Consider the following 15,281-nt stretch of genomic DNA (forward strand, 5'->3'; position numbering starts at 1 on the left):
AGGCAGAAACCGGCCAGAAGCCGCCCGTCACGACAGGCCGCTATCGCCCTGATTTAGCTTGGACTATTAAAGCGTCTGAAGCTAAGAACATGCCTACCGAAGCCTTACCAATGCAATCGGCTATCAGCCTTGGCTGCATTGGTGCTCCGGTAATTCATCTACGTACCGGTGTAAGGCCGCGGCGGGCAGCGAGGATAGCGACATCCTTTGTGTTTGCGCTGTGGTTGATCCGCTCTAGAACATTTTGCTGCGTCTCGGGAGTCCAAAATATCCGCAGACGCTCGCGTGCCCGGGTTATTGCTGTGTAAAAGATGCTGTGCGTAATGTCGTCTTCGTTGGCATCGGTGATGACGACTTTGACGGAGTCGTATTCGAGGCCCTGCGCCTTGTGTATCGACACGGCGTAAGCAACTTGGAATGGTACGGTAGTGTTTAGCGAGTCATCGTCTTCGTCGCTAGTATTGAAGTCGTATACAGAGAAGCGCACAGTCGAGCCCTCTATCCATTCAAGCTCATCATTAGCTACGTCGAACTCGCTGAGCGCTCGATCAAGCTCTACGTCGAACTGGATCCGGCCACGAACGCTGTCGATGCCAACGATGCGACCCTTGAGGTTGTTGTAGATCACTGGTCGGAACCGCTCGGTCTCATGAAAGAGCACTGGGTCTCCAATCTTGTACGTGGAGACACGCCAGGTAGTCGCCGCGCCAGGATTGCTGGCCTGCAAAAATCGGTTGATATTGTTGATTCCATAGAGACCATCGTAGTTCAGGCACAGGATGATCTCATCCTGCCCTTGAGGCTCGAATAGCGTCTTGTCGAGCACACTGGAATACCCGTTGCGGGCCATGACCTCTGTGAGGTCATCTTCAATTGCGCGGACTTTATTCCAGAAACCTAACAGTGAGTCGTTCTTGGTTCTGAAGGGGGTTGTCAGCTCGAACACCGACGTGCTTGGAATAAATGATCGGATGATCTCGAACCAGTTGCCGAACTGGATCGACTCGATCTGGTAGACATCGCCAACCAATACAAGCAGCTTGAACGAGGTTTTCTCCACTACCTTGATGAAATCTGCATTGCTGACGGTGCTGCATTCGTCGATAACGAGAAGGTCGTACTCCGTGGTAGAGTCCTTCTTGCCAATCTGACTACTGATTGTTCGGAAGTCGGCGTTCTGCGCGGTCACTTTGCGTTTTAGGTTGTCGATCGCTGGGTTTGTGTGCGCCAGGAACAGCTTTCCCTTATCGTTGAAATAGTGAGCAATGTGGTCAACCATCGTTGATTTGCCAGTGCCGGCTGCCCCATAGATCAGTGCGACGCGCGATTGGCTGAACAACTGCTTGAGAGCATTCTTTTTTATCGGGTCGTCGATTCGACGAGGTGTTTCATCGAGCCAGCGCTCAACGGCCTGAGTGAAGCCTTCGATCCTCGACGAGGAGTATTTCTGAAGCACCTCAACGATGGAGACAGTCTCGTTCTCATACCCACGGACGAAGACGTGCCCTCTGTCGAGCAGGAGTTGGCGCTCCGTATGCTTGTAGTAGAGCCTCATGTTGTAAGTCGAGATCAATCCACTGACATCTCCGAACGCCTCAAGGTCAGCCACGGGTGTGTAAAGGTTTCCGTGACGTTCCACGTTGTTCTTCGCGCGTCGAGCGAGCAATTCATGGATCCTTCCAGTCGTATCAAGGCTTTCGACTAGGTCCCAGTACCGCGGATTGTGGGAGGACAACGAGGTACAAAATGGCATAGTGTCAAAGGGAATGCAGCCGTACCGAAGCTTCAGTCCAGAAAGAACGCGACAGCCGTTTCGGTCGTACTGCGACTTGAGTATCTGGTTCTGCATCCGCAGCATGAGATACCGAAGGACGTTGTGGCCCGGAGCTCGCGACCTCACGATCCAGCGCGCTTTGTCCAGTACAGGGAAGATCAGCGGCTGTGCACCGCCAGCCGTAGCCTCTGCTCTTGCCGCCGCGTAGCTGCCGTCAGGGATGTCCAGAAGATCAAGCAGACTGCCTGAACCAGCCGTCAGCCGATACATCAGGTAGCGATACTCCGTCGATGCGGCTCGCACTTTAGAGGCTAAGCCCAGAAGACGCGCGAAATTGTCGAACTCGCACGGACGGATTGAAACTTCCCACTCGCTGATGATCGTGATCGGCATGCTCTGGCCGAGGACCTCGATCGAATCCCGCCGAAGCGTCAACATGGCGGCGTACTTATCAGTCATGTCGATATCAGTGAAGGCGATGATGCGGTCGAACTTGTTCACCTTGTTTATGGCGCGATAGAGGGTAGCCTCGTAGTAAATCCGACCGGAGATGAAAAACGGGCGTGTTTTATGTATGTAGTATCGATCTCGTGGGTTGTTGTCCGTCTGGGATAAGCGAGCCAGCTCAATGCGTCCAGCAATCTTCTCGTGGTACTCCCGAAGAGATGGATCGAGATCGACCGGAAAGTCCTCAAGGTTTGCCAGTATGGCCAATCCACAGCTGTCTCGAAGCAAGCTGCGGATGCGGCAGAGGTACTCGTAGTACTTGAGCATCAAACGCTCGGAAGTGTCCCCGTCCAAGGTGTAGTGAGAGGCACTTTGCTGGATCAGATTGTGGAACTTACCGAGAAAGTTGAGCTTTCCATTGCTCTTGACGAAAGCCAGCCCCGGACCAACCGCAGCGTAATTAAATTCGGCATCGGGTGAGCCTGTATGGAGACGAACTGCTACACCCTCAACTAGGTTCCGGAGCTGAGCGAGCACGTTCTGCGAGAGCAGTGCCCGCTGATCCGCGAGCGATGCAATATTTCGACAAATCGCCTCGGCGGCGTACTGGATCTGCTTCGTGACGGTAGCCATCAGTCCCCTCTCGCTCAAAAGTACACAGGAGTCACCACAATTGCATTTTCATGAGGCTTTCCCTGATCTCAGGTATAAGGAAGGTGAAGAGCTGATTGAACTGATCGTCCGGTTGATAGGCTTTATCCTTCGCACGTATACCAGCTCGAATCTCTGCACGACGCTTCGCCCAGGTACCTTTCTTATCCTGCTGATCAAGTGTCTCGTTCCAGCCGAAATCCCTGAGTGTCCAGCCAAACGGAAGTAGAAAGGGCTTGTAGTATTCAAAGGCGGTGTTGGTAACGTTCAGAAGGCGATCATGGCGGTAGCCCACTGGTCGACCGTATCTCGCACTCAACATAATCGACACCACGCCATGGAATGGCCCTTGCCAGTAAGACCTTGGGAGCTCGAGATCAGGGAGCGCGTTTTTCATGCGTTCCCGCAACTCAGTCCAAGCGACATCCGCTTCTCTACTTTCTTCTGCACCGAATTCCAACCAGAACTGGTGAAAGTCTTGGCGCATGGAGTCCAGGCTTGAAGACGCCTCCAAGGCGTCTCTTTCGGCTTGGTAGTCGAAGAAGTACACGAGTTGGAGATCTGGCTGGATCGTCAATTGATCCAGGAATACTGGCTCGGTGCGCCATTCGTTTTCGATCTGGCCATTAATCATGCGTGGCCTAGCAAACCAACAGTCGAGGGCCATCCTGCCACTGGACTCTGAGCGCGCCAGGGTGGCGTCGTTCACGATGAACACGTTGTGGTTGTTGAGGTAGAGGATGTCTTCTTCAGCCGTACGTGTTTGTGCGGGGTCGAAGCTTTGGAAGACCCAAATCACTGCACCTGAGTTGGCTCGGTAAAACTCTCGCCGGCCTACGATCTCCGTCAGGTAGGTGGTTGAAAGCTGTACTTCAAATGCGATCCTTTTCCCAGCCCGTTCCACCTGTACATCTGGTTTGCGCCAGGTCGCACGATCTGCCAAGCGCAGTCCTTTCCAAACCTTTTCGACTTGAGGGGCCGAGCAACTCTTATCCGCCAGCAAGCTGTCCCGGATGATGCCTTTGAGCCGGATGTGAGCCTGACTTTCCTTCTGGGCGTTGTACTTGATCCTGTTAATCTGATCAGGGCTCAGCTTTCCCTTCGTCGAAATAGAACAGCCGGTTTCATTCTCGATCGATGGATGGTGGCGAAAGTGAAAGCAGCGCTCCTGGGTGCGCACGAGAAGGAGCGGCGAGCTGCAGAGTTGGCAAACCAACCAAGGCTCGTTCGGGTTGATCACGAAACGAGAGGCCAGCTTGTTCCTGTCCTGGATGACGAGCGACAGTTCGCGCATCAGGAACTCCGGAAGCTTGATTGGCTCCCCGGTATCCAGATTCATCACATCCGTCAATTGCATCTTTTGGGTTGGCTGAGCGAACTCTAAAGTCCGCACAGTTTGCTCTGCTGCTTCCTTTCTCACTGGACTCTACTCAGTTTTTGAGCATAGAACTAATGGGCTTGGTCTTCGGTACGTTGATAGGAATGAGTTGCCGGGGGCGCATCAGCCTTGCTGCTTGAAAGCCTTCATTAGCTTGTCAGGGACAAAATAGAGGTCACCTCGCGCTCTCGAGCAGGCCACATACAGCTTGTTCCGCGTCTGCGGATTGGCTTCATGTAGCGTCCCTGCCAGATAGCGTTTCCAGATGTCGACACCCATCACGATACAGACGTCCTTGAAGTGATCCATACCCTTGCTCGCTCCCCAGTTCTCGGAGTGGCATCCGTACTTGGAATGCTCACGCAAAAACAGCTTCACGATGGATGCGTCAGCGTGCAGTGTGTTGGCCTGGTCTTGGTCGTTGACAGTAATGATCTCGCTGTCCCGCTCTTCATGGGCACCCATTGCGATTTGCAGCTGCGTGCTGATGAAGTCGCAAACGGTAGTGCCGCATCGCCAACTGCGACTGAGCGTCGTCTTGTCTACCGCGATGCCCGCATTACGAAAGCGCTTCTCGTACTGAGTGATGTCGTCGTGCAGGCTGCCGTTTACCGCTCCGTCTCTGCTGGTGTCAAAGGTGTGTTGATGGAAATCCCCGACGAAGGTCATTCCGATCTTTGCCTGCGACATCTGCAGGAGCAGATTGAAGTCGTGACCTGCGAAATCTTGCACCTCATCGACATAAAGCCAGTCATAGAAGCGCTCCAGCCGGGCTCGCACGGCAGGTAAGCAGCCCTCAACTTCCAACAGTTTTGCCAGGCGATTGTGATAAAGCCTACGGCTGCCATCACGGTAACGATTGATATCGGTGGTGGCGAGCCGCCGATCAGGTGGGCGTCTGAAATTCAGGCCTCGGGTTCCCAATTGCAATTGCATCAAAGGGCGATAGCAGAACCCATGCAGGAACGAGAAATAGGTCATGAGCGTGATGTTGGCTGGGATCACCCCGAATTTTTGAATGATCCTGTTACGCAGATGACGGTGATTATTGTCCGTGTAGGTAATGATCAAGGCCCGCCGGTCGAGGCCGAGCCGATCAATCACCAGGCTCGTTTTTCCGGATCCTGCGACGGCAAAAATTACGCTCTTATCCATTCGATCGCTTCCTGGATGTACTTCGGTGCGATCAAGCCGTCAGCTTTTTTGGTCAGCAATTCAAAGGCGACGTCGGCCTTGTTTTTGAGCATGTAATCCTGCACGGTCAGTGTTTTTCGACCAGCTGCAAACAGGTCGTCGCAGGTTTTCTGATTGTCCAGGTACAGGCCGATCTCGAATGTCCTTCGCGCAGGATCTGGGTCGGCAAAAATTTGAGCCAGGTCGTACAGGTCGTCCTTGTAGTTCGCGACACAGTTCTGTTGATAGTCACCGTCGTTGTCCCGAATGGCGGCGACTTTGATGTTCAGCAGCTTGCCTAACTCCAAATAGCGTTTAAAGCTTGTGCCACCGATCGAGATGATGTGAACGTCATCGGCTTGGGGGGTATTGCCTGCGTGCTGCTTGTAGAAATGCTCCATGAGGATGAACTCTGCATCCCCCTCGACCAAAATGACTCGCCCGGAAAGTGCGAATTCGAGGACGTTGTTATCTGGCGCTTTCATGAAGAAATTGGCGGTAGGCTCTGACAGATCTTTCAAACGCCCAGCCTTTTGCCCAGTTCCCAGCAGCAGCGCGTGACGTAGATCCAGACGTGCGCAGATGTGGCTGCTGTGAGTCGCGATGAACAACTGGGTGCCCGCAGTGTTCCCGAGTCGCTCAACAAGCCGCTTCATGTTGGTATGGCTCAGATGGTTCTCAGGCTCTTCCAGTAGCAGCGCGTGTAGCCCCCCTTTGGCTTCGTGCTTTTGCAGTGCGAAGTTGGTCTTGATGAAGCACTGCTCCCCCTTGCCGCGATTCTCGATAGGGATGCCACCCTTGGTGATCACCAAATCTGTTTCCAGGTTCGAGCGGACGCTGGTTCGCAAGGCGAACTGATAGTCTCCCAGTGCTTCGTTCAGAACCTTGAGGTTTTCTCGCCCAAAAGTCTCTTTCCCTTGGCGGTACTGATTTTCGAGACGGAAGCGATCAGGCACCTCGGTATGGAAGCCGAATACCGCACGAGTGTATTCGCGGGCGGCGTATTCGGTGTCGATCCGAGAGCTGTCGATCATTAGGTGTTTGACTGGACGCCTATAGCTGACATGAGGCGCACCAGAGAAGGTCGAGAACTGAACGGTGTAATACTCGTAGGGAAAACTGTCCTTGTTAGATTTCAGCAGCTCAACGATCGTCGGGCCGAACTCTTCGAACAAGGGAATTATCGACATGCGCAGACCGTCTGTTTGCGTCCCCAAAAGGTTTTGAGTGCCGTAAAACCCCTGGTCATCTCCCTCTTCGAGGAACACGTCGACGATGACTTGTGGAAGCCGGTCAAGGGTGAGTGGGCCTGCCAGGAATTTCTGCACGGCGCCTTGATTGAGCAGCGCCTCGTAGCCGATGGTTTCCACCCGGCCGCGGCTCGCACTCAGTGTCAGATCCAGGGCCAGCAGCACACTACTTTTGCCTGTCTCGTTATCTCCAATCAGCACGTTGGTGCCCGGGTCGAACTGAAGTGTTAGGGCATCGAAGCTTTTGAAATTTTCGAGTACTACCTTTTTGATAGTAGGCATGTTCGTTCCTTCTAGCCTGAGTAGTGCGGGCGAAGCTCCCACTTCATCCCTGAGCAACTGATATGGCGTCAGCGTAGGTAAGCTATCAATTTGCCACCAAGGCAAGCAACCCTCTGACCGGCCGCTTTGACCGATCTCTGCCCGTCGTGACCGACAGAAGTCGCCCCATAGCGCACACTAATTAACGATAAGCTAAGGGGCGGGCTTTAGCTCGTCCCAGCGAACGAAGTGCGCAATTTGAGCGACTTGTCAGCACCGCTTACGTGCCAATCCGCCATTCGGGGGCTACCCACTCAGATCTCCAGTCGAGTTCCTCAGACATGGCTGCAATCTGACCATACTCCTCAAAGTATGCGTTGACTATTTTCTTATCGGTTATAAATAACGCATTCTCAAGAGACATGGTTGCATTTTTGGTTAGATTAAATGAGCCCGTCCAAACAGCATATGGCGTGACGGTCTCAATATCATGATCCTCTGTGCCTTCTTCCACCCTAGCAAATATCAAGAATTTATTGTGCATGCGTGGGAAGGCAGGTTTCTTTTCGGAGTTATGGTTCCCTACACACCTGACGGGATCAATGGATGGATCGCTACAGACAGATACAGAGCTTAGGATATTGCTGAATGAATATCTGGTTAAGTTGCATTTGAGTGATTTATATTTGGTGCGCAATGTTTTTTTAAAGTCACTCCTAGAGCCGACGTCGGGGCGCAGGAAATCCTCTTTTTGCACCACGATGGAGACGTTGTTCAGCTCGGCTAGAGCGTCCAGTATTGAGTAACTTGTTAGCCAGGCGATGGCGCCGAATACCGCATCAGACTCTTTAATGTGTTGCAGTAATCTTTCTTCTATATTTCTAAAGTACACGGTTACGCCGGAGCTCGAAGCTGTACTGTTATCAGTAAAGTTTTTGTCGTAATTTCCGTCATTTTCGAGCTCGAATTTATTTAGGTCATCCATATTTTTACAGAGCCCCAGCATTGAAAGCGTTTGGTTAAGGGTTGGGCCTTAGCTCGCCCCAGTAGGCGAGGGCCTGGTTTTAATTAATTGTTATGGCTTGCTCAATTTATCTTCGGCTTTTCTTTTGTCGCCGTTGAAATTAATAGCGGAGTTGCAATACCTAAGTGCACCGCCATAAATTCGTTAACATTGACTCCAGCTTTCTGGTAGAGCACAACCGTTGCTCCGCCAAGCAGAACCATTACGCTAGTCACTAACCAATAGAATGGAGAGACCAGCCAAGATGGCTTTTCTGATTCCTGGGCATGCCTAAGATTATAAAGGGCAAGTATCTCAGGTAACGCTCCACCGATGACTCCGTAAATAGCGGCTTCCTGCAAAGTCATTAGTCACTCCCAAGCTTGTCCGAGTTCATGGCCCGAAAAGCAGTGAAAATGTCTTTTAGAGCGGATCGTTTTTTCTTCAGAGTGTAAAGCGTATCTCCTGACCTCGTTCTCATTACGGACTGCCGAACTCTAGGATCAGTTTCAAGTACAGTTTTTACCTCTTGAACTGGTCGACTGATTTGTCTCGCAATTCCCTCCGCGGTTCTGTAATCCCATTTCTCATCTTCGAGTGCTGTTATCACAAAACTGCCGGTACTTGCGTCGCGAGAGGGTTTGTTGCTTCTTTTGGATTTATGTCTGCTCATGATTTCCTGCTGGGCATATCTATAAGTAGATGACACAAATGGAGTAATGCTTTGCGCTACCTGTGCCTGATAACGTTCCTTGTTCACGCGCAAATCCCTGTTTGGCTTGAGTGTGGCACCAGAAACGCGACATGAGGCGAGAAGGAAAATCGAGATGGCTTTTGTGCACATTACGGAGTCAGTAGCAGCGTGTCCACGGTCGGCCGGTTTCTGCCGGTCGTAACCGGCAGAAGTCGATCGTTTGCAGGCATCTGACTGGGGAGAGCGATGTGCCCGCGAATAAGCAGATAGTAGAGTGGCTGAGTAGCCACTGCTGGAAATACGAGCTCAGCGCAGCAGGGAAGCCGGTTGTAGCGCGAATCTATGCCTGCCTTCGGCTCGCTGGCGTCAAACCCAACACTGCGACCGCCACGACTGAACCGTGGAACCAGCACCTCTAACGCGTGAAGTAAAGCGCTAAAGCCATCAGCTTAAGTAATTCGGTAGACATGCTGACGGGGCGAGTTCCGAGGCTTTCTTCTAGGGTCTGCTATTGGTGGCGTAATCCTGTATTCAGGCGGCCATTGGCTCTCTAGCCATGCCTCAAACCGCTTTAGGCTGTAGAACCAGGTCGAGCCAATCTTTTGGCAAACCTCTCGCGGGATCTGCCCACGGCTCCTGCGCCCCTGGATGGCGCGCTGGGTTATGCCCAAGTGCTCGGCCATCTGTACCTCGGTCAACATGTCGGGAAGACTCTCCCTGCTGCGCTGTTCAAACAGCCCAGCAAGCGTTCCGACAGTCTCACTCATCTCCGCCAGCTGTTTCTGCAGTGACCTGAACTGCTCGACGATTGAATCTGGTTTGGGCATCGCTATCGCTCCTGAGTCTCTGTCCTGCTGTTCGATCTCTCCAAAGCCTAGGCCCTGACCGCCATGATTCGCTGGAGCGGGCTGCCGGGCGGAATGCTATGCCGATCATACCTGGCAGACAGAGACTCAATCAGTCGTGCAACCCCAAGGAAGAATTACATCTTTCCCTTTCGCGCTGCTCCCAGCAGGACACCTCATCTACATCCCAGAGATTGAAACTTCCGACGTGCTTCATGCACGGCGAAGGAAACGGGTTAATAGCACGCTTCATGCGCCGAAAAAGCGTTCGGCTAGAACATCGGAAGCGATCACAGAGATCCTGCGTGGAATAGTACGCAACCATGGCACACCCCCTCTAAGGAGCATGGAGAGAGGGTACCTAGAGCCCTATGGCAGATCTCCTCTCGCTTTCCTCGTAAAGCTTGAAAAGCCAGGAGCGAGGCACGGCGCAGTCAGCATTGAAAAATACACAACCTTAGAATGTAAAAATTAAGAAATTATAAACCTCTCAAGGCTTACCATAGAGATATTGAGGAAAACCTTACTCATAACTCAGAAGAGATTTATGGAATGCAGATCATAATCAAAGGGGAGATGACGATTGCACAACTGCGCCAGGCATTCTATGAAAAGCTCTCGGAGCTTGAACAGGATTACGGCGTAAAACACTTAAAGGGTGCCACACTGTACGTAACCCCCGTCAATGAGTTTGGTGAAGAAGTTGTGCCGCGCAACAGGTGCGGCCAACCGGTGAATAAGCTGCACAGCACCGGCCCGTACAAAAGCGCCGCCGATGACTTCAAAATCTGAACAAGACTTACTCGCGTCAACCAGTACAAAGGGAGGTTAATACCATCATGGAGTTCCCTCGTTACGTGAACCTAGAGCAGGCCAGGAACCTACTCGCCGAAAATGGCATAGAACTTACACATCGGCAGCTCAAGCGAGCCGCCGATCCGGATGCGCACGGCAAACGCAAATTACCCTTCTTTGTTGATCCCATCGACAGACGCTTGAAAATCGACAAAAACCTGCTGGTCGAAATTTATACCACCTGCCAGATTAACGCCCAGAATAACGCGCATATAACCCCTCAAAACCTGAAAGGAGTATTTGACCGGAGCCATTAAATACTATAGTTAGAATCATGCCCGACATTCGCAAAAGATCAGGAACAAAAGGAGTCGTCTACCAAGTCAGGTACGAGGATAAATCTTCCGCTACGGGTTACTCCTACAAGTCATTTCCGCTTAGAAAAGAAGCCCAGGCGTTTATTGAAAATCTCTCTACCGTTAAGCAACTGAACAGACAGATTAAAAGCCTGGACGCAGCCGTAGATACCTGGCTAAACATCTGTGAAAGCGAGGGAAGAGACGGCAGAAAACCCGTATCCAGAGCCGTAATAAAGCTCTATACCCAGCGCGCCCGGATCATCAAAGCCTATGACTGGGGGAAAGCCTTACAGGAAATTACCAAACCCGATGTCGTCGCCTTCCGCAGTTGGCTCCTGAATCAATACAGTCGCGACCAGTCGAGAAAGGTACTGAGTTCACTGCACTCCGTACTGCTGGAAATGATTAGCCGCGGCCATATAGGCCACGACCCGGCGATGGGGGTGCGCATCCAGTCAGAAACAACCCCGATAGAAATCCCCAGCCAGGAAGAGGTCAGGACGATACTCCGTGCTGCCGACGCCCTGGCCACATCCCGGCATTCGCAGGTGCGAGAAGCCTGGAAGCGTTATCGCCCCATGATCTACCTGGCGGTAGCCTCTGGCATGCGCCCCCAGGAGTATGTCGCCCTCCCCCGCCGCGACGTTCTGAGTAACGGCATCCGGGTCAGCCAAGCCATGGACCGCTCCGGAAAAATCGGGTCCCCGAAAAGTCGCGCCGGGCATCGCACCATCGATGTCGGGCAGGAAGTTATCCAAATGATCCTGGACTTCACGGGAGACGAGGGCAGCCCCGACAACCTGGTTTTTGGTACCCGTACCGGCAAGCCCATGCAGCTGGTGCCATTCCGGGCCAGTGCCTGGAATCCGCTGATGAAAGAAGCCGGCTTAATGGTACCGAATGCAGACACAAGCGAAGCCCAGCCGAAGTACACCCCTTACGCATTGAGGCACTTCTTCGCGTCCTCCCTGCTCATGAAAAATTGCGACATCAAGTATGTCCAGTCGCAAATGGGACATGCCCGCGCCGGTCTCACCCTAGACACCTACGGACACCTGATCTCCGTCAAGGACGATGCGCGCTCCGCCACTACACGCGGTTTAGTCGGTGAATTACTGAGCGCTTAAGCCGACTTGTGGCAAATCTGTGGCCGACAACATCTACCCCATTGAAAAGCAATAACAAAAATCAGCCTTCCAAGCTGGCTATGAGGGTTCGATTCCCTTCACCCGCTCCATCAATTAAATCAATCACTTAGCGACAACAAAGATCAAAGAAAGATCGAAAACGGGCATTTTTTCCACAAAATGCCGCACGCTGAAATCCGCAGAAATCTGCCGTTGTCTGAATTGATCGCTCTGAGTTTGTGGCGAGTCTTGTGGCAAGCTTAGTAGCCGTCTGTCTTGCGGTAGCTCGGGTGGATAACACCAAGATGAGGCCACCTCACCCCCTGACAATTAGCGAGCGAATGCTAGGTTCCAATATCCGGTAAGCGAAAATGCGCCAGCGGTGTCAAACCCGCGAGGCAGATAAGGAGGCTCCATGGCGACCAAGGCGGTGTTCGTTGGCATCAATAAGCAGCTCGATCCAACCATTGATGAGTTGACCGGCGCTATGCGCGACGCGCTTGCCCTCTGGGCGCTCTTTACCGACACACTACCGGACCTGAGCGCCAAGCTGCTGATCGACCAGGAAGCCACGAAGGAGACTGTTTCACAGGCCATCCTGCAAACGCTGGCCGACGCGACAGACAATGATGTTGTCATAATTAGTTTTGCCGGCCACGGTTCGCCCGATGGATGCCTAGCATTCTACGACACGCTACGCTTGGATCTAACCAGCACGACGCTGCCTATGGCCGTTCTTGCGGATGCCTTCAAGGCAACCCGCGCTCGCGCTGTCCTCTTCGTCCTTGACTCATGCTTCAGTGGTCACGCTCCCGCCCGCGTCCTCGACGTTGAGGCGAGGCCACGTAATGCCTTCGCTCTGGAAAGCGTGTCCGGTGAAGGCCGTATCCTGTTGGCGGCCTGCACCTCCACGCAATCGGCATGGGAACAGCCAGGAACTGGCCATGGCCTGCTGACCAGCGCGGTAATCCAAGCAATGACTGGGGCCACATCCGAGCAGGTGAGCTTCCCGGCCATCGCCGATGAAATCATTCAGCTCACGCGTGTCGAGGGCGAACGGATCGGCGTTACGCAGACCCCCGTGTTTCTGGGAAGCGTGCAAGGGGGACTCGTTTTTCCACGCCTCCTGCGCGGTCCTAACTATCAGGCCGCTTTTCCCTCGACCGATATTGTCCGGATTGATGGGGCCTTTGAAGAACTGCTCGCGCACGGATTCCCGCAGAGCATTGTCGATCAATGGACCGAACGGTTCCCTGAGGGGCTCAATGCGCTGCAGCTACGTGCGGTCAACGAGTTCGGCGTTCTTGCCGGGCGATCCCTTCTAACTGTCGCGCCAACCAGCTCGGGCAAGACGATGATCGGCGAGCTAGCTGCTATCCAATCCGTTCTCGCTGGCAAAAAAGCAGCATTCTTACTTCCCTATCGCGCCATCGTTGCTGAGAAGTTCGAAGAGTTCTCTGCGCGATACGGAGAGGCCGGCCTGCGGGTGATCCGCTGTACAGGGGATGCCACAGACAGCGTCGGGGAAGTGATGGCGGGTCGCTATGACCTCGCCTTCTTCACCTATGAGATGTTTCTCAATCTGACTCTCGGCGCACCGCATTTGCTCAACCGCCTCGGGTTGGTGGTGGTTGACGAGGGCCAGTTCATTACCGATCCCCGACGAGGCATCACGGTCGAGCTAATACTTGCCATGCTGCTGCGTGCGCGTTCGCGCGGCGTCAGTCCTCAGCTGCTCCTGCTTTCCGCCGTCATCGGCCAGCTTAATGGATTCGACCGATGGCTAGATATCCCCGTACTGCTTTCCCGCGAACGTCCAGTGCCCCTCATCGAGGGCGTTCTTGACCGTCAGGGCACGTTTCAATTTGTCGATGTCGACGGCACGACCAAGACCGAGGTCCTGCTACCTCGTCATACCATCGTGCAACGGCAAAATAAGCCATCGTCGCAAGACGTCATCGTGCCTCTTGCGCAGCAGTTGGTCGCGAATGGCGAAAAGCTAATCGTCTTTCGCAACGTGCGTGGCAAGGCCCAAGGCTGTGCCCGCTATCTGGCCGCCGCCCTTGGCAAAGCCCCCGCAGCTGCGGCATTAGATGCCTTGCCCGAGCAAGGCCTGACGGCGGCGTCCCAGGATTTGCGTATCTGCCTGCAAGGCGGCACGGCTTTTCACAACACAAACCTTCTGCGCGCAGAGCGAGAGGCAGTGGAGCAAGAGTTTCGCAGCGCCGATGGCGGTATCCATGTGCTCGCCTCGACGACCACGCTGGCCGCAGGAATCAATACACCGGCCTCTACGGTGATCCTCGCCGAAAACGAGTTCCTCGGTGAAGACGGGCGGCCCTTCACCATCGCCGAGTACAAGAACATGGCGGGACGCGCAGGACGTTTGGGCTTCAATGAGACCGGCAAGGCCATCATCCTCGCAGATACGCCCATTGAGCGCGCCCAGCTATTCAGACGCTATGTGCAGGGTGTTCCAGAAGACGTTGTTTCCTCCTTTAGGGTCGCAGATCTTTCGACCTGGGTTCTGCGGCTCCTCAGCCAAGTACGCGGCATGAGAGCTGCTGAAATCCCTGGACTTCTCATCAATACCTTCGGCGGTTATGCCGCATCCCGCGCCAACCCGGCTTGGGTGCCAATGGTTGAGCAGCATATTTCCCAACTCGTTGCGCGCCTACTGCAAGCTGGACTTGCCGAGGATGAAGAAGGAATCATTCATCTAAACTTGCTCGGCCAAGCTGTCGGGGCCTCGTCCCTGTCGTTTGAGTCCGGCCTGCGCCTTGTTGAACTGTTGCGTGGCCTCGATGTTGCGACTACCCCGGCGACGCACATCCTTGGCTTAGTGCAGGTACTTGATGAGTTGGGGGCTATCTATACCCCAATTATGAGGCGAGGCAGCTCCGAAGCCGTGCGGATCAACGACGCTATCCAACGCTATGGACAAAACTTGCCGCGATTCCTGCAGCGCTATGGTGCTGATGAACACGAGGTCTGGCGGCGTTGCAAGCGGGCGGCGATCCTGTACGACTGGATTGAAGGTGTTCCAATCGACGTTATGGAGCGCCACTACACAACCAATCCGTATCAAGGCTCAATCAGCTACGGTGACATTGTGAGCATCGCTGAAACGACGCGCTTCCATTTGCGCTCGGCGCATCGCATTCTTGCCGCGCTGTTTCCGGAGCAGCCGGTGTTCCTCACCGCAATTGATGAATTGTTAATCCGCCTTGAAGCCGGGATTCCCGTACGCGCTTTGCCTCTCCTGGAGCTTCCCGTGCCATTGAGCCGGGGCCAGAATCTTTCTCTTCTTGAAGCAGGAATTTTGAGTCCAGAGGCAGTAAACGCTCTGCCGCAAGCTGAGCTCGCCGCCCTTGTCGGAACAATCAGCGCGGCGCGCTTAAAGACAGCCTCCGATACTGCCGCCATCCGGTAGTCGGCACCAGACGCAGTTGCCTAACGGCTTCAGTGCCTTTGGTCGCCCATCTCATACGCAAAAAACCAGTCGGCTTGTCACTTTTTGCGTA

General features: G+C 53.7%; 12 protein-coding genes. 5 read left to right on the forward strand and 7 right to left on the reverse strand.

The features are described from left to right. Positions 1-154: 154 nt before the first annotated feature. The 7 genes from ACFW0H_RS14625 to ACFW0H_RS14655 form a co-directional block, all read right to left on the reverse strand. A complete protein-coding gene (locus ACFW0H_RS14625; protein WP_422914601.1) occupies positions 155-2,854 on the reverse strand; it encodes an ATP-dependent DNA helicase in 2,700 nt (899 codons plus the stop codon). Between the two features lie 31 nt (positions 2,855-2,885). Then, entirely contained in the window at positions 2,886-4,211 is a 1,326-nt protein-coding gene (locus ACFW0H_RS14630; protein ID WP_422914602.1) for a DUF6035 family protein, read from the reverse strand. 162 nt (positions 4,212-4,373) lie between these two features. Continuing rightward, entirely contained in the window at positions 4,374-5,405 is a 1,032-nt protein-coding gene (locus ACFW0H_RS14635) for a DEAD/DEAH box helicase family protein (RefSeq protein ID WP_422914603.1), read from the reverse strand. Then, positions 5,390-6,955: an ATP-dependent nuclease gene (locus ACFW0H_RS14640; protein WP_422914604.1), complete on the reverse strand. Its 1,566-nt coding sequence runs from the start codon at positions 6,953-6,955 to the stop codon at positions 5,390-5,392. Before ACFW0H_RS14640 ends, ACFW0H_RS14635 begins: the two co-directional genes overlap by 16 nt. Positions 6,956-7,214: 259 nt before the next feature. Further along, positions 7,215-7,919 (reverse strand): phospholipase D-like domain-containing protein, encoded by a 705-nt coding sequence (locus ACFW0H_RS14645; protein WP_422914605.1) that lies wholly within the window; start codon positions 7,917-7,919, stop codon positions 7,215-7,217. Between the two features lie 101 nt (positions 7,920-8,020). After that, complete coding sequence (locus ACFW0H_RS14650; RefSeq protein ID WP_422914606.1) at positions 8,021-8,305, reverse strand: hypothetical protein; 285 nt, start codon at positions 8,303-8,305, stop codon at positions 8,021-8,023. Next, entirely contained in the window at positions 8,305-8,697 is a 393-nt protein-coding gene (locus ACFW0H_RS14655) for a hypothetical protein (RefSeq protein ID WP_422914607.1), read from the reverse strand. Before ACFW0H_RS14655 ends, ACFW0H_RS14650 begins: the two co-directional genes overlap by 1 nt. 182 nt (positions 8,698-8,879) lie before the next feature. On the opposite strand from ACFW0H_RS14655, the gene ACFW0H_RS14660 reads away from it, so the two are divergent. The 5 genes from ACFW0H_RS14660 (at position 8,880) to ACFW0H_RS14680 (ending at position 15,190) form a co-directional block, all read left to right on the forward strand. Beyond that, a complete protein-coding gene (locus tag ACFW0H_RS14660) occupies positions 8,880-9,050 on the forward strand; it encodes a DUF4224 domain-containing protein (protein WP_422914608.1) in 171 nt (56 codons plus the stop codon). A gap of 978 nt (positions 9,051-10,028) precedes the next feature. Continuing rightward, on the forward strand, positions 10,029-10,268 hold the full coding sequence (locus ACFW0H_RS14665) for a hypothetical protein (RefSeq protein WP_422914609.1): 240 nt from the start codon (positions 10,029-10,031) through the stop codon (positions 10,266-10,268). Positions 10,269-10,315: 47 nt separating this feature from the next. Beyond that, a complete protein-coding gene (locus tag ACFW0H_RS14670) occupies positions 10,316-10,588 on the forward strand; it encodes a hypothetical protein (RefSeq protein WP_422914610.1) in 273 nt (90 codons plus the stop codon). Between the two features lie 17 nt (positions 10,589-10,605). Further along, positions 10,606-11,757: a tyrosine-type recombinase/integrase gene (locus ACFW0H_RS14675; RefSeq protein WP_422914611.1), complete on the forward strand. Its 1,152-nt coding sequence runs from the start codon at positions 10,606-10,608 to the stop codon at positions 11,755-11,757. Between the two features lie 415 nt (positions 11,758-12,172). Further along, on the forward strand, positions 12,173-15,190 hold the full coding sequence (locus ACFW0H_RS14680) for a DEAD/DEAH box helicase (RefSeq protein ID WP_422914612.1): 3,018 nt from the start codon (positions 12,173-12,175) through the stop codon (positions 15,188-15,190). Positions 15,191-15,281 lie beyond the last annotated feature (91 nt).

The sequence above is a fragment of the Metapseudomonas cellulosilytica genome, from assembly GCF_049334135.1.
Taxonomy (GTDB): domain Bacteria; phylum Pseudomonadota; class Gammaproteobacteria; order Pseudomonadales; family Pseudomonadaceae; genus Metapseudomonas.